The organism is Microvirga sp. CF3062 (assembly GCF_036314045.1).
GTDB lineage: Bacteria > Pseudomonadota > Alphaproteobacteria > Rhizobiales > Beijerinckiaceae > Microvirga.
Map to the genome: position 1 here is coordinate 447370 of NZ_JAYGGN010000002.1, position 18975 is coordinate 466344.

An 18975-nucleotide genomic window follows, 5' to 3' on the forward strand; every position below is an offset into this window, starting at 1 on the left:
CCTATGGAACCCTCCCCACTCTCCCTCGCCCAGTCACTCCTCCGCTGCCCCTCCGTGACGCCGGAGGAGGGCGGGGCGCTGGCCTTCATCGAGGGCGTGCTGAAGGAGGTGGGGTTTGAGGTCCATCGGCCGGTCTTCTCCGAGCCCGGCACGCCGGACGTGGAAAACCTCTATGCCCGATACGGCAGGGGTGAGCCCTATCTGCTCTTTGCCGGCCACACCGACGTGGTGCCGCCGGGTGATGTGGGCCGCTGGACCCATAATCCTTTCAGCGGCGAGATCCATGGCGGCGAACTCTATGGGCGAGGCGCCGTCGACATGAAGGGCGGCATCGCCTGCATGATGGCAGCGGCGCTCGACTTCATCCGCAACAACCCGAGCTTCAAGGGCTCCATCGGCTTCCTCATCACGGGAGACGAGGAGGGAGCGGCCGTCAACGGAACGGTCAAGCTGCTCGAATGGGCAAAGGGCCGTGGTGAGCGTTTCGACCATTGTATCCTCGGCGAGCCGACCAACCCGAACCAGCTCGGCGACATGATCAAGATCGGCCGGCGCGGTTCGCTCACGGGCCGGGTCGTCGTCGAGGGCAAGCAGGGGCATGTGGCCTATCCGCATTTGGCGGACAACCCGATTCCCGGCATGCTGCGCCTGCTCTCAGGGCTCTTGAGCGAAGCGCTCGATCACGGAACGGAGCATTTCGACGCCTCGAACCTGGAGGTGACCACGGTCGACGTGGGCAATCCGGCCTCCAACGTCACTCCGGCCGAGGCGCGGGCGACCTTCAACATCCGCTTCAACGATCTCTGGACGCCTCAAAGCCTGGAGGAGGAGATCGACCGCCGCCTGCGCGAAGCCGCCGGAAACACGGTGCGCTATACGCTGACGATGGAACCGACCAATGCGGTCGCGTTCCTGACGCCGCCGAACGCGTTCGTGGGGTTCATCGCCGATGCCATCAAGGCCGAGACCGGCTTTCAGCCGAAGCTCTCCACCACCGGTGGCACGTCGGACGCTCGCTTCATTGTGAAGGAATGCCCGGTGGTGGAGTTTGGTCTCGTGGGCCAGACCATGCACCAGATCGACGAGCGGGTGCCGGTCGTCGATTTGGACCTTCTGACAGGAATTTACCGCAAGGTGCTCGACGCGTACTTCGCCGCTGCATCCTGAAAGCCCAAGCCTGACTATTTAGACTAAAGTCGGAAAGCGGGCGGAACGTTTTGGCGCGTCCGTCTATTCATCGTGAGCAAGCGTCTTCCACATTGAGGCTGCTCATGATCGTCACGGCGGATGAGGTCAATCGGTCGTTCAGGGGAGCCCTGGACTTGCTCAACAGCAGGGCAGAGGGGCTGAAGTCCTTCGACATGAGCGAGCGGGGCTTCTGGCGCTCCTTCACGGCGCTCTGGCTGACCCTTCCGGCCTATGTGGTCTCCCTGGCCTTCGAGCGCCTGCGCCTCGGCCTGCTCCAGCCCGATCGGTCGCTGCTGGACAATGTCTGGCTCGATCTCGTCGTAGCCCTCGGCCATGTGGCAGGCTTCCTGGCCCTTCCGCTCGCCATGATCTGGATCGTCCGCTGGCTTCGTCTCGAGAAAGCCTATGTGCCCTTCGTGATCGTCACGAACTGGATCTCCGTCATCGGCATGCTGGTGCTCTCGGTGCCGGCCATGCTCATGCTGCTGGGCTGGGCGCCCCCCGGCCTCGCCAGCCTCTTCAGCCTCGCCTTTGCGGTCGTCATCGTCCGGCTGCAATGGTTCGCCACCAAGTCGACGCTGGGTGTCACGAGCATGCCTGCGCTGGGCATCGTTGCGCTCGGCATCGTGCTCAATGCCTTCGTCGGAACTGCGATGCGGGGGCTTCTAGGCTAGGTCTGGATAATCAACGCCGATCAGGTACAGGCCCGTCGGCGGTGCCATGGGGCCGCAGCGCTTGCGGTCCTGCGCCTCCAGGGCCGCCCGCACATCCTCCACCGACCAGCGGCCGGCACCGGCCCTCTCCAGCGTTCCCGTCATCGAGCGCACCTGGTGGTGCAGGAACGAGCGGGCGGAGGCATGGATGCGGATCTCGTCGCCGATCCGCTCCACGTCGAGCCGGTCAAGGGTGCGGATCGGGCTGTTGGCCTGGCACTCGGCCGCCCGGAACGTGGTGAAGTCGTGCCGCCCTACCAGCATCTGCGCGGCTTCGTGCATGACATCCGCGTCGAGATTCCACGCCACATGCCAGACGCGGTTCGCCTCAAGAGCCGGCGGCGCGCGCCGGTTGAGGATGCGATAGACGTAATGGCGCTTCACGGCGGAGAGGCGGGCATTGAACGTCTCGGGCACGATCTGCGCCGACAGGATCGCGACAGGGGCAGGCCTCAGGTGGGAATTGGTGGCGTCCCGCACCGTATCCGGCTGCCACTCCTTCTCCAGGTCCACATGCACGACCTGATGGGTGGCGTGAACGCCTGAATCGGTGCGGCCGGCGCAGTGGATGCGCACGGGGGTGCCGGCAAAGCGCGCCATGGCATCCTCGACCGCCTGCTGCACGGAGAGACCGTTCGTCTGATGCTGCCACCCGATGAATGGCGTGCCGTCATATTCGACGACAAGCTTGTAGCGAGGCATGTCTAGTTCAGTTCCGCAAAGGCCCTGGCGTAGGATACAGGGCCATGGGCGCCTTTCCCGTTGTCGGAAAGCGCAAGGGCCTGGAGATAAGGCCCGTCATAGGGTGTTTTCAGCTTTTCCGCCAGCTTGGGATCGAAGCCGAAGCGCCCGTAATAGTGCGGTTCTCCCAGAACGACCGCCAGATCGTAACCATCGCCCCTGAGCCGCTCCAGGCTATGCCGGACGAGCTCGGCTCCAATGCCCTGCTTCTGAAAGGAAGGAACCACCGCCAGTGGAGCGAGCACGCAGGCCTTGATGGACGGAGCCTCGATCAGCCTCAGGTGGGAACAGGCTATATGCCCTGCGGGCAGGTCGTTATAGGCAATCAGGGAGAGGAGCAGATCTCCGTCCTTATGCATGCTTTGCACAAGATCGGCTTCAGCCGATTGTCCGAAGGCCGCGACATAGATCGCATAGATTGCCTGCCAGTCTGCGGCTTCCTTCAGACGGATCGTCATAGGCGGCCTCACCCAAAGCGGGCGCCCGGACCAAGCCTCACGCCGCGCAGGAATTCCTCGAAAGCCACGGGGCCTTTGCCGGCTCTTTGAACCTGGATCAGGCGGACAGCCCCGTCGCCACAGGATATTATACCATTAATATCCTGCATTGTCCCAGGCGAACCTGAGCCTTTCCCCAAGGTGGCCCGCAACACCTTCACCCGCTCCGTGCCCTTGCCGAAATCGGCCGTGAAGTAGGCTCCTGGAAAGGGCGAGAGCCCGCGGATATGGTCGTGCACCGCCTGTGCCGGCTTCGACCAGTCGATAAGGGCATCCTCATTCTTGAGCTTATGGGCGTAAGTCACGCCCTCCTCCGGCTGAGGCGTGAAGCTCAAGCCTCCACGCGAGAGGGCGGCAAGCGCCCGCACCATGAGGTCGGCGCCGAGCACCATGAGCTTGTCGTGCAGGTCGCCCGCGTTCATGTCGGGCGTGATCGCAACCTTCTCGACCATGGCGACAGGACCCGTATCGAGCCCTTCCTCCATCTTCATGACGGCGACGCCGGTTTCCTGGTCACCGGCTATGACGGCCCTTTGGATCGGCGCCGCGCCGCGCCAACGGGGGAGCAGGGAGGCATGAAGGTTGAGGCAGCCGAGCTCCGGCGCCTCGAGAATGGCCTTCGGCAGCAGCATTCCATAAGCCACCACCACGGCCACATCGGCATCGTGGCTGCGGAAGACCTCCGCGGCCTCTTCCGTGCGCAGGGTCCTGGGCGTGAATACGGGGATCCCGAACCGGTCCGCCATGGCATGGACCGGGGAGGGCTTCAGCTCCATACCGCGCCCGGCGGCAGCCGGCGGGCGGGTGTAGACGGCCACCACTTCGTGGCCTTGGCCCACGATCTCGGACAGGGTGGGTACCGCAAAATCGGGGGTGCCCATGAAGACGACGCGCAGGCTCATGCGCCGGCCTCGCGCTTGGCCGCCTTCTTGAACTTGGTCACCACCCGGTCACGCTTGAGCTTCGACAGGTAGTCGATGAACAGGACCCCGTTGAGGTGGTCGATCTCGTGCTGGACGCAGGTGGCCAGTAGGCCGTCCGCGTCCTGCTCGATGGTCTCGCCCTGCAGGTCCATGTAGCGGAATCGCACCCGGTCCGGCCGCTCGACCTCCTCGTAATATTCGGGGATCGAGAGGCAGCCTTCCTCGTAAACCCGCTTCTCCTCAGAGGCCCAGAGGATCTCGGGGTTGATGAGCACCATCGGCTGGCGCTCGTCTTCCGACTTCGACACGTCCATTGTCACCATGCGGACCGGCACACCGATCTGGATGGCGGCCAGGCCGACGCCGGGAGCGTCGTACATGGTTTCCAGCATGTCGTCCGCAAGCCTGCGGATTTCGCCGGTGATTTCCTTAACGGGCTCGGAAACCAGGCGGAGCTTGGAATCGGGGATGATGACGAGGGGTCTGATAGTCATGATCGCGGGAGATAAGGGCTTGGGCGAGGATGGTCAAATCGTTCGTCTCAGGCATCGGACCCAAAAGTGGGTCCACTTTTGGGGCTAATCCGATGCTTATCATTCATAAGTGCCTCGTGCGGAAAAGTGGAATCCACTTTTCCGCACGAGGCACTTATGTTCGGATGCATCCGTCAACCGGAACCTTGACCTTTATGAATGATGTCGTCCTGATCCTCGGCAAAACCTCCCTGACTTGGGGGCAGATCGTCCTGGGGATGGCGGCCTTAAGCCTCTTTCTTCTGCTCCTCGTGACCGTGCTGCTCCTGAGGACCCGCCAGGATCGGGCGATGGAAGCGATGATCGCAGACGAGCGGTCGCGGGAGATGGACGACAAAGTAGCGGAGCTCACCCGCACCCAATCCGAGATGACCGGCCGGATGCGGACCATGGCGGAGGTGTTCGGCTCCCGACAAAGCGATTTCGTGCGGATGATCTCGGAGCGGATCGACGGGCTGCAGCACCGGGTTGGGCAGGGGCTTGAGGCCTCCACCCGGCATCAGTCCGAAAACCTGTCGAAGCTGAATGAGCGCCTTGCGGTCATCGACGCGGCGCAGCAGAACCTCAGCAACCTCACCGGCGAGATCGTGGGATTGAAGGACATCCTGTCCAACAAGCAGACGCGCGGCGCATACGGTCAGGGACGCATGGAGGCGATCGTTCGCGATGGGCTGCCCGTGGGCGCGTTCGAGTTCCAGGCGACGCTCTCCAACCGCACGCGCCCGGACTGCCTCGTGCGGCTGCCGGGCGACGAGCGCTGTCTCGTGATCGACGCCAAGTTCCCACTGGAGGGGTTCACCCTCTTCCGCGAGGCCAAGGGCGACGAGGCGAGAACCCGCGCGGCAGCGCGCGTGCGCAGCGACATGCTGGTTCACGTGAAGGATATTGCCGAGAAGTACCTGATACCCGGCGAGACGCAGGACATTGCCATGCTGTTCGTGCCGGCGGAGTCGATCTACGCCGATCTCGCCGAGCATTTCGACGACGTGGTGCAGAAGGCCCATCGCGCCCGCATCGTCATCGTCTCGCCGTCCCTCCTGACACTTGCCATCCAGGTTATGCAGACCCTCGTCCGAGACGCGCGCATCCGCCAGGAGGCGCAGGTGATCCAGGTGGAGGTGCAGAAGCTTCTGGAGGATGTGGAGCGGCTCGATACCCGCGTCGCGAAGCTCGATGCGCATTTCCGGCAGGCGCAGGACGACGTGGCGCAGATCCGGGTATCGACCGACAAGATCGTGAAGCGCGGCGAGAGGATCGAAGCCCTCGAGTTCGACGAAGGGGAGGCGGAGGCCCGGGCCGAGCTCCTGCGCCTTCAGGGTCGCAATCTTCGGGCGGTGGATTAGGAACCGCCTTCCGCCCGCGACGTTCTCCCCAAGCTGCACGATGCGCCAAGCGAATGATGGCGCTCGCATGCGGGCATGTCTCAAAAACTCGGGAAGGATTGCGCTATGGGCCTTTTGTCAAAGGACATCAAGTCGTTGGATGACCTCTTCATCCATACCCTGCAGGATATCTACTACGCTGAGCAGCAGATCACGAAGGCGCTGCCGCAGATGATGGAGCAGGTCACGGATCCGCAGCTGAAGCAGGCGTTCCAGACCCATCTCGGTGAGACCCAGCAGCAGATCCAGATGGTCGAGCAGGTGTTCCGCATGCACGGCCATGATCCGAAGGGCGTGACGTGCCCGGCCATCGACGGCATCATCAGCGAGGCGCAGGACATCGCCGGCGAGATCGACGACCCGCAGGTTCTCGACGCCGCGCTGCTCGCCGCTGCTCAGGCCGTGGAGCATTACGAGATCACCCGCTATGGCACCCTCGTAGCCTGGGCCAAGCAACTCGGCCGCGAAGACTGCGCCGGTGTCCTGCACCAGATCCTGGATCAGGAAAAGGCGACCGACCAGAAGCTCAACCGTATCGCCGAGAGCAAGGTCAACACGAAGGCTGCCTAAGCTCGTCGACCGCTGATTACGAGAATGGCCTCCGACAGGAGGCCATTTTTATTAGGGTGGTTATTACTTGGATTTCTGCGGCAGCGCGTAGGCGCGCAGAAAATCCGCCAAGTCGTTGGTGATGTAGTCGATATCCGGCGTTTGGACCGCTTCCTGCTCGAAACTTTCCCGGAACGGATCGAGGGTCTTCGGCACGATCAAGGTGGTCGTCATACCGAGCTCGTGCGGCACGGTCAGGTTCTTGGCGATGTCCTCAAACATGGCCGAACGGGAGGGCTCCACCCCGTGTTTGTCGAGGAAGGTCTCATACGCGCGCCGGTCAGGCTTAGGCACGAAATTGGAGGCGGCGATGTCGAACACGTCCTCGAAATGGTCGAGGATTCCGATTTTTCTGGCCACGTTCTCCGCATGCTTGCGCGAACCGTTGGTGAGGATGAGCTTGCGGCCGGGCAGTTGCTCGATCGCCTCGCCCAGGCTGTGATTCAGCTCGATGTCCGTGTGGTCGATGTCGTGGGCGAAATCAAGGAAGTCGTGCGGATCGATATTGTACTCGTCGATCAGCGCTTTAAGGGTCGTGCCGTATTTGTGATAGAAATACTTCTGCAGCGCCTGCGCCGACAGCCCATCAAGCCCGAAGAGGCCGGTGATGTAGAGGGTGATGCGCTGGTCGATCTGCGGCCAGACCTTTGAGGTGTGTGGATAGAGGGTGTTGTCCAGGTCGAAAACCCACGTCTCCACATGCGAGAAGAGACGGGATTCGGCGGAGGACAGATGGCTCTCGATGGCTGGTTTGGCGTTCATGGATTCCAAAGACGACAATGGGGCCGTGCGGCCCCACTGACAGAAATATAAGCGCTCTCGGCCGCTTCGGGAAGGGTTAGGCCCTATGTCCGGCGGATCAGGGTGCCGGCGCCATGATCGGTGAACAGCTCCAGCAGCACCGCGTGCGGCACCTTGCCGTCGAGGATGACCACCGCCTCCACACCCCGCTCCAGGGCATAGATGCAGGTCTCGATCTTCGGGATCATGCCGTCCGTGATGGTGCCGTCGGCGATCAGACGTCGGCAATCCTCGATGGTCATCTCGGGGATGAGGTTCTTGTTCTTGTCGAGGACGCCTGGAACGTCGGTGAGCAGGAGGAGGCGCTTGGCCGTCAGGGCGCCGGCGATGGCGCCGGCAAAGGTGTCGGCATTGACGTTGTAGGTCTGGCCGTCCTGGCCGATCGCCACCGGGGCAAGAACCGGGATCAGCTCGGCCTGGAGCACCTGGTCCAGAACTTCCCGGTTCACCTGCTCGGGCTCGCCGACGAAGCCGAGATCCACCACCTTCTCGATGTTGGATTCGGGATCGACGGCCGTGCGGGTCACTTTCCGGGCCACGACCATGTTGCCGTCCTTGCCGGAGAGGCCGACAGCCTTGCCGCCCTCGGCGCCGATCCAGCCGACGATCTGCTTGTTGATGGAGCCTGCCAGCACCATCTCGACCACCTCGACGGTGGCTGCATCCGTGACGCGGAGCCCGCCCTTGAACTCTGACTTGATGCCGAGCTTGTCCAGCATCCTGCCGATCTGGGGCCCGCCGCCGTGGACAACCACGGGCTTGATGCCCGACTGCTCGAGGAGAACCACGTCCTCGGCGAAGTCCTCGGCCGCCGCCCGGTCGCCCATGGCATGGCCGCCATACTTGATCACCACCACCTGCTGGTCATAGCGCTGCATGTGCGGCAGGGCCTGCACAAGCACCTCGGCCTGCACATGGACGTCGGGAAGGGGCGTGGACGGATCGGACATGGACGGCTCCGGCGCGGTCATCAGGATCAGACGGCCTGCCTTCTAGCCCAGGTCGGATGCAATGGAAACCGGGTAGCTTGTTCCGTTGGCGGGACTTCCAAACCAGTGCGGTCGAGGAATGATCAGATTTGGATCGATATGGACCGCTCCGGATGAGGGAGCGGTCCAAGGAGACTTAGAAGACGAGGAAGTCGTTAGCCGCCATCTTCAGGTTCTTGTCGACGTCGGCGAACTTGACCGCCTTGCGGGCACCGGACCCGTCCGCATCGTAATAGAGATCGCCAGCCTTCTTGTCGTAGACAATCCGGTCGTCCTTGTCGTGCGCTTTCGATCCTGTCCAGAAGGCGCCCTTCTTGAGATCGCCCTTCTTGGCGATCTTCGAGAAAATAGACTTGGAAAGTCCAATCGTGTCCTCTTTCACCTGAAAGTCGTCGAGGTCGGTCGGCTTCTTGGCATTCACTTTATCGTCAAGGACGAAGAACTCGCCGTCTTCCAAGATCGCATATTTTCCTGAAGCAAAATTAGAGAAATGAATACGTTCGACGTTCTTGAGCTTACTGAAGTCTACGGCACCAAGATCGGAAACCTGGAACATCAGGAAGGCAGTATCAACCCCGCCATTGGCAGCTTCAATAACAGTGCTACTGGTGCTTTCAATATAGTACATGTCGTCACCCGAACCTCCCTCAAGGGTGTCCTGGCCGGCACCTCCATCACTCAGCCTATCGTCGCCTTCAAGGCCCCTCAAATGATTGTTGCCTGCATTACCTGTAAGCCAATTATCCAAGGCATTGCCCGTGCCATTGATGTTTTCATAGCTTTCAAAACTAGTCTGTCCAGAACCGCCGAGGCTGAGATTTTCCACATTGTCAGACAGCACATAGCTAACTTTTGAGTAAACAAAATCGGTGCCGCTAGTGTTTGCTTCGCTGACTACGTCGCCAGCGTTATCTACGTTGTAGCTATCGTTGCCATTTCCACCGGTAAGAAGGTCTGCCCCGAGACCGCCGTACAGGACGTCGTCTCCTGCTCCCCCGTCAAGGGTGTCTTGGCCAGCACCGCCATCCAGCACGTTGGACATTGAGCTGCCAGTAATATGATTAGCAAGTTCGTTCCCGGTTACATCGACCTCGTAGAAGAGGGCCTCGGAGTCCCGGCTTGCGAACAAGATATCTTCTAAGGTGCTAAAATATTTAACGTTGTTATATTCTTGGACGATATATTTAACTTCGGTCGAAGTCATGTTGTAAAATTGACGAAGAAAGAACACTAGATTGCCTCCTTTAAATGGCAATGTTGTGTTATATCAATGATCGCTTGTTTATACCCTCTAACTGGAGGGTTGCGTCCAAATCTCGCATAACTTCCTCTATGGCGAGGGACGTAATCCTAAAACCAATTATGAGTCTTGATGAGGTTGGCTACGGGTATTGGCTTGCTCATCAAAGCTTTCTCGTGAAGCCAGATAGAGCCACAAGAACCCAGCCAATCATTAAAAGAATTCCTCCCATGGGCGCTGCCCTTGGAAACAGCGCCACGCCCGAGAAGGCGCGGCGGGAGAGGTCGCCGCAGAATAGGATGAGGCCGAGAACCAGCACGTAGCCGGCGATCTGGCCCAGCATCGGGCTCACGGCACCGACAGCGATAAGGGCTACGAGAGCCAGCAGGGCAGGGGCGTGGAAGAGCAGGAACTGCGCTGCCGTCGTGAGATTGCCGCCCGTGACATGGGCCGCGGCGGCAGAGAGGCCGACGCCGAGGAGGCCTGACAGGGAGGCGAGGACGATCAGGATCCGGGTGGTAAGCGTCATCCCGCGCCCCGTTCGCTCAGGAGCTTGGCGATCCCGGCGCGCAGTTCCGGGATGCCGAAGCCGGTTCGGCTCGAGGTCGGCAGGATCTCCGGGAAGGCTGCGGCCCGCTTCTCGATTCTCTTCAGGGTATCGGCCATGCGCTCGTCGAGCTCACCCGGCTTCAGCTCGTCCGCCTTGGTCAGCACGACCTGATAGGATACGGCCGCCGTGCCGAGGGTCTCCAGCACGGCCTCGTCCACCGGCTTGATGCCATGACGGGCGTCGATCAGCACATAGACGCGGGCGAGGCTCGCCCGGCCGCGCAGGTAATCGTGGATCAGCTGCGTCCAGGCCTGCACTTTCTGCTTCTCGACGGCGGCAAAGCCGTAGCCGGGCATGTCGACAAGGTGGAAGCGGTCGTTGTTGATGGTGAAGAAGTTGAGCTGCTGGGTCCGGCCCGGCGTATGCGAGGTACGGGCCAGCGTATTGCGGCCGGTCAGCGCGTTCACGAGGCTCGACTTGCCCACATTGGAGCGCCCGGCAAAGGCGATCTCCACCTTGCTCATGGGCGGCAGGTTCTTCAGGGAGTTGGCGGCCCAGATGAAATCCGCCTCGCCGGCGAAGAGCTTTCGGCCGATCTCGAGGAAGGGATCGATGTCCTGGTTCGGGGGGATTGTCTCGGTCATGGGGCTCTTATCGGCGCTCGGAACACTTTCTTCAAGGCACCTAGCCGATTTCCCTTGATGCTTGTGCGTTCACAGCCAGAAGGGATCGACCTTGGAGAGCGCGCTCAAAGAGGCCACGCTCTTGTCGAGGAGCTTTTCGCGCTGCCGCTCCAGGCGCTTGGGCGAAACCGCAGGAAGATACATGGCAAGGGAGCCGCCAACCGCGAGATCGTTCAGGTTGCCCAGGTGCTCCTGAAGCTCCTCCAGAAGCGACGAAAACACCTTGCGGCGCTTACTTGCCTTGCCGGAGGTGAAAAGCGACGCGAAGAACTCGGTGCCGTAGCGCAGTTTCTTGATGCGGATCCGCAGTTCGTGGCGCTCCTCGTCGCCAACGTCCCGCAGGTGCTTCGCAAGCTTGCGAATGCGCTTGAACCGACGCGAAAGCTCGGCTTCTGCGAAATCCCGAGCATTGCTCTGACGGGCGGATTTCCGACCCTCACCGGATGTCGTCCAGGTTCCTGCCTCGATCCAGGCGGCCGTCTGTAGGATCACATCCATGAAACGGCGGGATTCCAGAGTTTCCAGCAGGTCCTTGTAGGCTTCCTCCCGGCGCCTTTCGATCTCTTCCATCTGCGACGGCTCCGGCCGTGCATCGTCCATGGAGCGCAGCCGCTCGATGAAGACGTCGAGGTCCCTGGCCGCGCCCAAGGCCTGTCCGGCCCAGCGCAGGTTGTCGCGGATCTCAGCGCTCTCCGAGTCGGTCAGCAACTGGTTTTTGAACAGGGAGATAGCGGCTCTCAGGCGTCGCAGGCCCACGCGCATCTGGTGCAGGGTGTCGGGATCCTGCGAGAGCCGCACCAGGGCTTCGTTCTGCACCATCTGGACGAGGCAGGATCGGGCGATGACCTGGAAGGCTTCGGCGCAGGTTGCATCCTTTGAAAGCTTGATCTTCTCGGCGCGGTAAGGGTGAAGGGTTCCCTCGTCGAGGAGGCGGTAGCCGCGCTCGGATTTCGCCACCGTTGAGAGCCTTAAGGGAGCCGCCTCGCTCAAGCGGCGGGCGAGGGCGAAGAGGGCGCCGGCATGGCCCTGCCGCAGTTCGAGTTCGATCTCCGAGAAGGTGACGCTCTTGTCCCCCTTACCGGAGGCCTTGGCCCGGTCGAGGGCCACCTCGATCACGGCCCCGTCGAGCTTCGCCTCGAAAGCCCGCCGATCCGTCTCCACGGTGAAGGCCGGCTTGATGCCGGCCAGCAGATCCTCGTCCGCGATGAGCTTTTCGAGAGGGGTGCCGGCTGCGGCGGACAGATCCAGTTCGCCGTCGACGGGCGTCTCCCACTCGCCGCGATCCATGGCGATGCCCTTGTTGGGGCCTTCGGCCTTGATGGTTTGGATGGCCTTGCCGTTGCGGCGGCGGATGCGCAGGCTGAGGCCTTCGTGGTGCAGGGCGTGGTCTTCCGTGTCGAAATAGACCGCATGGAGCTGTCCGCTCTGCTTGGCGAGCGGACGCGCCTTGTCGAGGAGGGGATGCGCGAGCAGGTCCTCGGCCGTGCCCGAGGCGAGCTCCAGCTTCAGCTCGATCTCGCGAGGTGCAGCCGATACCGGATCTGGCTTCGGTCTTTTCGTGGAGGCGCTCATCGTCCGTCACCGCATTCCATCGAGGACTGATATAGATGTGTGACAGACGGAAGACATGACGGCGCACCCGTCATCTTCAAAAGAAAATCCCCGGGACAAGGCCCGGGGATGATCACGTCTCAGTGCTGCGCCGTTCAGCCCTTGGCGGGACTGGTCTTGCGGTTGAAGGTCTTGCGCAGGTTGTCCCATAACTCGATCTTCACCCCGTTCTTGCGCATGATGAAGGCCTGCTGCGACACGGAGAGAAGATTGTTCCAGGCCCAATAGATCACGAGACCGGCCGGGAAGGAGCCCAGCATGAAGGTGAAGATCACCGGCATCCAGGCGAAGACCTGCTTCTGGACCGGATCCGGGGGCTCCGGGTTCATCTTCATCTGCAGCCACATGGTAATGCCCATGAGGATAGGCCATACGCCGAGCATCAGGAACGGGCCCAGCACCGGAACTGCGCCCGGGTTGTAGGGAAGCAGGCCGAACAGGTTGAAGATCGATGTCGGATCCGGGGCTGCGAGATCGCGGATCCAACCGAAGAACGGCGCATGGCGCATTTCGATGGTGACGAACAACACCTTGTAGAGCGCGAAGAACACCGGAATCTGGATCAGCACTGGCCAGCAGCCCGCGACCGGGTTGATCTTCTCCTTGCGGTAGAGCTCCATCAGCGCCTGCTGCTGCTTAATCTTATCGTCAGTATAACGCTCGCGGATCGACGTCATCTCCGGCTGCACCGCCTTCATCTTGGCCATGGAGGCGTAGGACTTGTTGGCAAGCGGGAAGAACAGGATCTTCAGCAGCACCGTGACGATCAGGATCGCGACGCCGAAATTGCCGAACATCCGGAAGAAGAAGTCGAGCACCTTAAAGAGCGGCTTGGTGATGAAGTAGAACCAGCCCCAGTCGATCAGGAGGTCGAAATTCTTGATGCCGAGCGACTCATGATAGGCATCGACGGTCGCAACCTCTTTGGCGCCGGCGAACAGGCGCTGGGTTACTTCCGTGGTGGCCGCAGGTTGGAGTGTCTGCGCCGTGCCGAGCATGTTGGCCTGGTAGATCTGGCCCGTCGGGCCCTGGCGCATGGTGAAGGAGCCCTGATAGGGCTGTGTCTGATCCGGAATGACCGCAGCGGCCCAGTACTTGTCGGTGATGCCGACAAAGCCGCCGTTCACATCGTCCCACACTTCGCCCATGGCGTTCTGACCGGCGGGAACCGGATCTTCCTTGGCGATGGCGTCGTAGGTGTATTCCTGCAGGCCCTTGTCGCCCAGGACGCCGATCAGGCCCTCATGGAGCACGTAATAGCCCAGAGTCGTCGGCCTGCCGTGGCGCGAGACGAGGCCGTAGGGGTGCAGGGTCACCGGCGCGGAGCCGCGGTTCTCAACGGCGTTCTTCACGGTAAACATGGACTTGTCGTCCACGGAGATCGTGCGCCGGAAGATGAGACCCTGGCCGTTGTCCCAGGTGAGCGTCACCGGTGTTGACGCGTTCAGCGTCGTCCGGTCAGCGGTCCAGACCGTCTCGGCGGTCGGCAGGGCGCCGTTCTGCGCTCCGACCCATCCGAAATCGGCATAATATGGGCTCTGCGTGCCGGCGGGCGAAAGCAGCACGATGTTCGGGCTGCGCCGATCAACGGTCTCGCGGTAGTTCTTGAGCGACACGTCGTCGATGCGGCCGCCGCGCAGGTTGATCGAACCGGCGATGGTGGGGGTATCGATGGTCACGCGCGGCGAGCGGGCCAGCGCCGCCTCGCGGCTCTCGACCGTCGGGGCCACCGGGGTGCTGGGCACCGTTCCCGGCACGGTGGGGGCTGCACCGCCGGCTTGGCTCGGACTGGCCGGCGGGTTCGGCGCATTGGGATTGACCTGCGCGGATTGCTGCTGCTGGGCGGCCTGGCGCTGCCTTTCGGCCTCGGGAGCCGCAAAGAAGTACTGCCAGCCTAACAGGACCGCCATCGACAGCACGATGGCGACGATGAGGTTTTTGTTGTCATCACGCATGGGAATGTCCGCGACGCTCGCCGTTGGAGGGAGGTGAGGAGGAAGAACGCTCTGCGGGAGAGGCGCTTTTCGGTTTGGTGACTGCCCGCAGTGCGCGCCGAAGATCGTCGATGAGCACGTCGAAATCGGCTGAGAGGATGTCCCGCCGTCCGATGACGACGATATCCGCATCGATGCTTGCGTAGTCCTGGCCTGCCGTGGGGATAGCCGCCCGGAGCCGGCGCTTGATCCGGTTGCGCTCGGTGGCGTGGCCGACCCGCTTCGTGACCGTGAGGCCGAAGCGCAGGCCGAGGCCGGAACCCTCCCGAAGGCGGGCCTGAACCGTCATCCGCTCGGTATGAAAGCGGCGGCCAGAGGCCGCCGCGACGAAGTCAGGTCTTTTCGTCAGACGCCCGAGGCTAGACGCGGCGCAAGGCTCGCGCATCGGGCGGTCCTTGACGGCGCTTACGCGGACAGGCGCTTGCGGCCATGGGCGCGGCGAGCGGCAATGACCTTGCGGCCACCCTTGGTCGCCATGCGCGCACGGAAGCCGTGGCGGCGCTTGCGAACCAGCTTGCTCGGTTGATACGTCCTCTTCACGGCACTTCTCCGGTCGAATGGGGCAGCGGTGCTCGAAGGCTCGCGCCTGTCTGGTTGGGATGGGGTCGCCCCCGAAACTGTCTCGAAAAAACGATCAGCGCCCAAGAAGAGCGCTGTCAGCTTGCCGGGCTTATGAAGGAACGGAGGGGCAAAGTCAACGCCGCTTTGGCCTTCATGCGGCAATCCGGCTCCTTCTCACCAAGCTGTGACGGACCCGTAGGCTTGACCTTATGGGGCGCTACATACCACACGGATTTCAGGAGGGCACGTGGCCAAGACATATCCGAAACCTGAGAGCCCGAAAGAGACAGGCCGTTTCTGGCGCATGGTGCCTCTGGCGCTCGTCCTGATCGCGATCGGAGCGGTCTTTGCAACGGGCGCCCACCGCTCCCTCACTTTTGAGACCTTCGTACGCTATCAAGCCTGGCTTCAGGAGCTCGTGGCTGACCACGGTCCGGCGATGCTTGGGTTGTACAGCCTGATCTATGTGGCGGCTGTCACCCTCTCGCTGCCGGCCTCCGCTTTCCTGACCGCCATCGGGGGCTATCTCTTCGGCTGGCCGCTCGGGGGCATCACGGCGAATCTCGCCGCAACGCTCGGGGCGGCCAACATCTTTCTCATCGCTCGGTCCTCCTTGGGGCGCCCTCTGCTCGAACGGGCGGGCACACGTATCCAGGGCCTTGCGGCAGGCTTCCGAAAGCAGTCCTTTCTCTATCTTCTCTCCCTACGCCTGATCCCCGTAATGCCGTTCTGGCTGACGAACCTGGCTGCGGCCTTCTTCGGCATGCGCCTGAGGCCCTTTGTGCTCGCGACCCAGCTCGGGATGCTGCCGGCCTCGTTTGCCTTCGCCCTTGCCGGGTCGGGCCTCGATGAGGTTATCGCAAAGCATGAGAAGCAGCGCGCCGCCTGCTTGGCGCTGGGACGGAGCGATTGTGCCATCGACTTCAATGCCAAAAGCTTGTTGACGCCTGAGCTGATGACTGCTCTCGCTCTGCTAGGAATTTTGGCGCTGATCCCGATTGTGCTCAAGCAATGGCGTCGTCGCGAAGCGGGCGAGGGCTGATGGTGAGGCTGACAGGCCAAGAGGGCAGGCGCGTGTTGCAGCCCGATCTGTGCGTCATCGGCGCCGGCTCGGCCGGCCTGTCGGTCGCGTCCATCGCGGCTTCCCTCGGCGCATCTGTGGTGCTGATCGAGAAGAACAGGATGGGAGGCGATTGCCTGAATGTGGGCTGCGTTCCGTCGAAAGCCCTGATCGCCGCGTCTCTGCACGTGCGCAACATGCGCGAAGCGGGGAGTTTCGGGATCGAGGCCGGGGAGGTAGCGGTCGATTTCGCCAAGGTCCATGCGCATGTGAAGGGTGCTATCGCGGCAATCGCCCCGATGGACTCAACGGAGCGCTATCGGGCCATGGGCGTGTCGGTGATTGAGAGTGAGGCCCGGTTCACCGATGCCGATACTGTCCTGGCCGGAGATCAGGCCATTCGGGCGCGCCGTTTCGTCATTGCCGCCGGCTCCCGCCCGGCTGCTCCGCCCATTCCCGGGCTTGAGCAGGCTCCCTATCTGACAAATGAAACCATTTTCGATCTGACCGAGAAGCCCGCGCACCTCGTCGTCATCGGGGGAGGGGCCGTGGGCGTCGAGATCGCTCAGGCCTACCGGTTGCTGGGCGTCAAGGTCACGCTCCTGGAGGCTGGCGAGCGCCTCATGGCGCAGGAGGATCCCGAGATGGCGGGGGTCATCTATCAGGCTCTCAGATCAGATGGCATTGCCGTCAGAACCGGAGCAGCCATCGACCGGATAGAACTCGGGAAATCGGGGAGCTTCGGCATCGCCCTTAGTGGCGGCGAGAGAATCGAGGGAAGCCATCTGCTCGTCGCGGCGGGCCGCAAGCCTGTCGTGGATGGCATGGACCTTGAGGTTGCGGGAATAGACGCCGACGCCTCCGGCATCCGGGTCGACAAGGGGCTCAGGACCACCAACCCGCGCGTTTACGCCATCGGCGATTGCGCGGGCGGGGCGGGCTCTGGCGCCCGATTCACCCATGTGGCGAATCATCATGCAGGCTTGGTGATTCGGAACGCTCTGTTCCGGCTTCCCATCCGCGTCGGGCAGGCTCCCATTCCTCGCGTCACTTATACGGCACCGGAGCTGGCCTCCGTCGGACTCACGGAGGCGCAGGCACGGAAAGAGCATGGGTCCATCCGCATCCTGCGCTGGGCCTTTGCCGACAACGACAGGGCCCGCACGGAGAGACAAACCGGGGGGCATGTGAAAGCCGTCGTCACCCCACGCGGCAGGATTCTGGGCTGCTCCATCGCCGGCCCGCATGCGGGCGAGCTGATCATGCCATGGGTTCTGGCCATGAGTCGCAGCTTGAAGGTTTCCGATCTCGCCGGGTTGATCTATCCCTACCCCACGTTTTCCGAGGTGACGAAGAGCGCGGCGGTGGAGTTTCTCAAGCCTTCGGCTCAGAATCCCTGGGTGCGACGGCTGGTGTCCCTGGTTCGTCGCTTGGGATGAAACCGAACATGAGACCTGAGCAGACATCCCTTGGAGGGCGCATCCTGAGCCAGTTCGGGCTCTCCGCGCGCCTGCTTCTGCTCACGGTGCTGTTCGTGATGATCGCGGAGGTGCTCATCTACGTGCCCTCCGTGGCCAATTTCCGTCTCACATGGCTGAACGATCGCTTGGCCGCGGCGCAGATCGCCGCCATGGTGCTCGATGCAGCGCCCGAGGAAAGCCTTCCCGAGGATCTTGAGATACGCCTGCTTCAAGGGGTCGGAGCCAGGGCCATTGCCCTGCGGGGAGGCGGGCGCAGAAGCCTTCTGGCCGCGGGCGATGTGCCGCCCGAGGTGGGCAAGACCGTGGATCTGCGGGACGTCCGATGGGTCACTCTGGTCCAGGACGCCTTCGACGTCCTGCTCACCCCGACCGACAAACCGATCCGGGTGATTGGGTCGGGTATGGGCGTCGACTTCGTCGAGATGATCCTCGATCAGCGGCCCCTGCGCCACGCCATGATCGAGTTCTCACGCAACATCCTGTTCCTGTCCCTCTTCATCTCCATCATCACGGCGGGTCTCGTCTATCTCACCCTGCAATGGGTGATCGTGCGTCCGGTGCGGCGCCTCACCGGCAACATCGCGGAATTCTCCAGCAATCCCGAGGATGCTTCCCGGGTCATCCGGCCGACGGATCGCGTCGACGAGATCGGGCTCGCCGAGCAGGCCCTGGCCCGCATGGAAACGACTCTGGCCGATGAACTGCGCCAGAAGCGGCGCCTCGCCCAGCTCGGCCTTGCCGTGAGCAAGATCAACCACGAGCTGCGGAACATGCTGACCACGGCTCAGCTCCTGACGGACCGCCTGGACAATGTCAGTGACGACTCCGTGCAAAGGATCGCCCCCAGGCTGGTCAGCACCCTCGACCGGGCGATCGCTTTCTGTGAGACCACCCTGGCCTATGGACGGGCGACCGAGCCCCTGCCGCAGCGGCGCCTCATCCCCCTGGCGCCATTGATCGACGAACTGTCGAACCTGACGGATCTCGCGCCCGAGGTCGGGATCGCTTTCCAGGCGGACGTTCCCGACGGCCTGATGATCGACGCGGATCCGGACCAGCTCTCCCGGGTGCTCGTGAACGTGGTCCGCAATGCCGTTCAGGCACTGAGCCAGACCGGCTCTCCCAATGGTCACCCCTGCATCGACATCTCGGCCCATCGGGAGGGCAGCAATGTCGTCATCCTGATCAAGGACAATGGCCCGGGAATTCCCGAACGGGCCAAGGCCAACCTGTTCACGCCTTTCCAGGGTTCGGCTCAGAAGGGCGGTACGGGCCTGGGGCTGCCGATTGCGGCAGAACTCGTACAGCTCCATGGAGGAACCATCATTCTCGACGAAGGGCAGGGGAAGACCTGCTTCAAGATCACCGTCCCGGACCGGCTCTCCCCCGTGGAGGCAGGCTGAGGCTTTCGGCAGAACT

Annotated in this window: 20 protein-coding genes; 7 read left to right on the forward strand and 13 right to left on the reverse strand. The window is 62.5% G+C overall.

Features of this window, described 5'->3' with window-relative positions; translation table 11 throughout:
- Window positions 1-3: 3 nt before the first annotated feature.
- Both dapE and VB618_RS05590 read left to right on the forward strand, forming a co-directional pair.
- Window positions 4-1167 carry a succinyl-diaminopimelate desuccinylase gene (gene dapE, locus VB618_RS05585; RefSeq protein ID WP_329795578.1) on the forward strand — a complete coding sequence of 388 codons (1164 nt, stop codon included), beginning with the start codon at window positions 4-6 and terminating at the stop codon, window positions 1165-1167.
- Window positions 1168-1271: 104 nt separating this feature from the next.
- Window positions 1272-1862, forward strand: coding sequence for a hypothetical protein (locus tag VB618_RS05590; protein WP_329795579.1), 591 nt, complete (start codon window positions 1272-1274; stop codon window positions 1860-1862).
- Here VB618_RS05590 and truA read toward each other — a convergent pair.
- The 4 genes from truA to def are packed head-to-tail and all read right to left on the reverse strand — an operon-like array spanning window position 1854 to window position 4556.
- Complete coding sequence (gene truA, locus VB618_RS05595) at window positions 1854-2603, reverse strand: tRNA pseudouridine(38-40) synthase TruA (RefSeq protein WP_329795580.1); 750 nt, start codon at window positions 2601-2603, stop codon at window positions 1854-1856. The two genes, VB618_RS05590 and truA, sit on opposite strands and share 9 nt — an antisense overlap.
- 2 nt (window positions 2604-2605) lie before the next feature.
- Window positions 2606-3100 carry a GNAT family N-acetyltransferase gene (locus VB618_RS05600; RefSeq protein ID WP_329795581.1) on the reverse strand — a complete coding sequence of 165 codons (495 nt, stop codon included), beginning with the start codon at window positions 3098-3100 and terminating at the stop codon, window positions 2606-2608.
- 8 nt (window positions 3101-3108) lie between these two features.
- A complete protein-coding gene (fmt, locus tag VB618_RS05605; protein ID WP_329795582.1) occupies window positions 3109-4041 on the reverse strand; it encodes a methionyl-tRNA formyltransferase in 933 nt (310 codons plus the stop codon).
- The gene (gene def, locus VB618_RS05610; protein WP_329795583.1) at window positions 4038-4556 is read right to left on the reverse strand and encodes a peptide deformylase; all 519 of its coding nucleotides are present in this window, start codon (window positions 4554-4556) and stop codon (window positions 4038-4040) included. Before def ends, fmt begins: the two co-directional genes overlap by 4 nt.
- Window positions 4557-4750: 194 nt before the next feature.
- Here def and VB618_RS05615 point away from each other — a divergent pair, with 194 nt between their 5' ends.
- Window positions 4751-5938 (forward strand): DNA recombination protein RmuC, encoded by a 1188-nt coding sequence (locus VB618_RS05615; RefSeq protein ID WP_329795584.1) that lies wholly within the window; start codon window positions 4751-4753, stop codon window positions 5936-5938.
- 105 nt (window positions 5939-6043) lie between these two features.
- Window positions 6044-6547 carry a YciE/YciF ferroxidase family protein gene (locus VB618_RS05620; protein ID WP_329795585.1) on the forward strand — a complete coding sequence of 168 codons (504 nt, stop codon included), beginning with the start codon at window positions 6044-6046 and terminating at the stop codon, window positions 6545-6547.
- A 63-nt stretch (window positions 6548-6610) separates the two neighbouring features.
- Here VB618_RS05620 and VB618_RS05625 read toward each other — a convergent pair whose 3' ends face one another.
- The 9 genes from VB618_RS05625 to rpmH form a co-directional block, all read right to left on the reverse strand.
- Complete coding sequence (locus VB618_RS05625) at window positions 6611-7348, reverse strand: pyrimidine 5'-nucleotidase (RefSeq protein ID WP_329795586.1); 738 nt, start codon at window positions 7346-7348, stop codon at window positions 6611-6613.
- Window positions 7349-7431: 83 nt separating this feature from the next.
- Window positions 7432-8337, reverse strand: a complete 906-nt coding sequence (argB, locus tag VB618_RS05630) for an acetylglutamate kinase (protein ID WP_329795587.1) — start codon at window positions 8335-8337, stop codon at window positions 7432-7434.
- 175 nt (window positions 8338-8512) lie between these two features.
- Window positions 8513-9607: a calcium-binding protein gene (locus tag VB618_RS05635; RefSeq protein WP_329795588.1), complete on the reverse strand. Its 1095-nt coding sequence runs from the start codon at window positions 9605-9607 to the stop codon at window positions 8513-8515.
- A 172-nt stretch (window positions 9608-9779) separates the two neighbouring features.
- A complete protein-coding gene (locus VB618_RS05640; RefSeq protein ID WP_329795589.1) occupies window positions 9780-10145 on the reverse strand; it encodes a DUF423 domain-containing protein in 366 nt (121 codons plus the stop codon).
- Window positions 10142-10810, reverse strand: a complete 669-nt coding sequence (yihA, locus tag VB618_RS05645; RefSeq protein WP_329795590.1) for a ribosome biogenesis GTP-binding protein YihA/YsxC — start codon at window positions 10808-10810, stop codon at window positions 10142-10144. The genes VB618_RS05640 and yihA overlap by 4 nt, the downstream gene beginning before the upstream one ends.
- Before the next feature lie 69 nt (window positions 10811-10879).
- Window positions 10880-12421: a CYTH and CHAD domain-containing protein gene (locus tag VB618_RS05650; protein ID WP_329795591.1), complete on the reverse strand. Its 1542-nt coding sequence runs from the start codon at window positions 12419-12421 to the stop codon at window positions 10880-10882.
- Window positions 12422-12555: 134 nt separating this feature from the next.
- Window positions 12556-14415 (reverse strand): membrane protein insertase YidC, encoded by a 1860-nt coding sequence (gene yidC / locus VB618_RS05655; protein ID WP_329795592.1) that lies wholly within the window; start codon window positions 14413-14415, stop codon window positions 12556-12558.
- Window positions 14408-14839: a ribonuclease P protein component gene (gene rnpA / locus VB618_RS05660; RefSeq protein WP_329795593.1), complete on the reverse strand. Its 432-nt coding sequence runs from the start codon at window positions 14837-14839 to the stop codon at window positions 14408-14410. Before rnpA ends, yidC begins: the two co-directional genes overlap by 8 nt.
- Before the next feature lie 20 nt (window positions 14840-14859).
- On the reverse strand, window positions 14860-14994 hold the full coding sequence (rpmH, locus tag VB618_RS05665) for a 50S ribosomal protein L34 (RefSeq protein WP_027314822.1): 135 nt from the start codon (window positions 14992-14994) through the stop codon (window positions 14860-14862).
- 268 nt (window positions 14995-15262) lie between these two features.
- Here rpmH and VB618_RS05670 point away from each other — a divergent pair, with 268 nt between their 5' ends.
- The 3 genes from VB618_RS05670 to VB618_RS05680 are packed head-to-tail and all read left to right on the forward strand — an operon-like array spanning window position 15263 to window position 18959.
- Window positions 15263-16057: a TVP38/TMEM64 family protein gene (locus tag VB618_RS05670; protein ID WP_329795594.1), complete on the forward strand. Its 795-nt coding sequence runs from the start codon at window positions 15263-15265 to the stop codon at window positions 16055-16057.
- A gap of 32 nt (window positions 16058-16089) precedes the next feature.
- Window positions 16090-17514 carry a dihydrolipoyl dehydrogenase family protein gene (locus tag VB618_RS05675; RefSeq protein ID WP_329795595.1) on the forward strand — a complete coding sequence of 475 codons (1425 nt, stop codon included), beginning with the start codon at window positions 16090-16092 and terminating at the stop codon, window positions 17512-17514.
- Between the two features lie 8 nt (window positions 17515-17522).
- A complete protein-coding gene (locus VB618_RS05680; protein WP_329795596.1) occupies window positions 17523-18959 on the forward strand; it encodes a sensor histidine kinase in 1437 nt (478 codons plus the stop codon).
- Window positions 18960-18975: the final 16 nt, after the last annotated feature.

What these genes read in the sequence shown, in the direction of transcription:
- dapE (WP_329795578.1), top strand. Translation starts at nt 4, where the DNA reads ATGGAACCCTCCCCACTCTCCCTCGCCCAGTCACTCCTCCGCTGCCCC.
- VB618_RS05590 (WP_329795579.1), top strand. Translation starts at nt 1,272, where the DNA reads ATGATCGTCACGGCGGATGAGGTCAATCGGTCGTTCAGGGGAGCCCTG.
- truA (WP_329795580.1), bottom strand. Translation starts at nt 2,603, where the DNA reads ATGCCTCGCTACAAGCTTGTCGTCGAATATGACGGCACGCCATTCATC.
- VB618_RS05600 (WP_329795581.1), bottom strand. Translation starts at nt 3,100, where the DNA reads ATGACGATCCGTCTGAAGGAAGCCGCAGACTGGCAGGCAATCTATGCG.
- fmt (WP_329795582.1), bottom strand. Translation starts at nt 4,041, where the DNA reads ATGAGCCTGCGCGTCGTCTTCATGGGCACCCCCGATTTTGCGGTACCC.
- def (WP_329795583.1), bottom strand. Translation starts at nt 4,556, where the DNA reads ATGACTATCAGACCCCTCGTCATCATCCCCGATTCCAAGCTCCGCCTG.
- VB618_RS05615 (WP_329795584.1), top strand. Translation starts at nt 4,751, where the DNA reads ATGAATGATGTCGTCCTGATCCTCGGCAAAACCTCCCTGACTTGGGGG.
- VB618_RS05620 (WP_329795585.1), top strand. Translation starts at nt 6,044, where the DNA reads ATGGGCCTTTTGTCAAAGGACATCAAGTCGTTGGATGACCTCTTCATC.
- VB618_RS05625 (WP_329795586.1), bottom strand. Translation starts at nt 7,348, where the DNA reads ATGAACGCCAAACCAGCCATCGAGAGCCATCTGTCCTCCGCCGAATCC.
- argB (WP_329795587.1), bottom strand. Translation starts at nt 8,337, where the DNA reads ATGTCCGATCCGTCCACGCCCCTTCCCGACGTCCATGTGCAGGCCGAG.
- VB618_RS05640 (WP_329795589.1), bottom strand. Translation starts at nt 10,145, where the DNA reads ATGACGCTTACCACCCGGATCCTGATCGTCCTCGCCTCCCTGTCAGGC.
- yihA (WP_329795590.1), bottom strand. Translation starts at nt 10,810, where the DNA reads ATGACCGAGACAATCCCCCCGAACCAGGACATCGATCCCTTCCTCGAG.
- VB618_RS05650 (WP_329795591.1), bottom strand. Translation starts at nt 12,421, where the DNA reads ATGAGCGCCTCCACGAAAAGACCGAAGCCAGATCCGGTATCGGCTGCA.
- yidC (WP_329795592.1), bottom strand. Translation starts at nt 14,415, where the DNA reads ATGCGTGATGACAACAAAAACCTCATCGTCGCCATCGTGCTGTCGATG.
- rnpA (WP_329795593.1), bottom strand. Translation starts at nt 14,839, where the DNA reads ATGCGCGAGCCTTGCGCCGCGTCTAGCCTCGGGCGTCTGACGAAAAGA.
- VB618_RS05680 (WP_329795596.1), top strand. Translation starts at nt 17,523, where the DNA reads ATGAGACCTGAGCAGACATCCCTTGGAGGGCGCATCCTGAGCCAGTTC.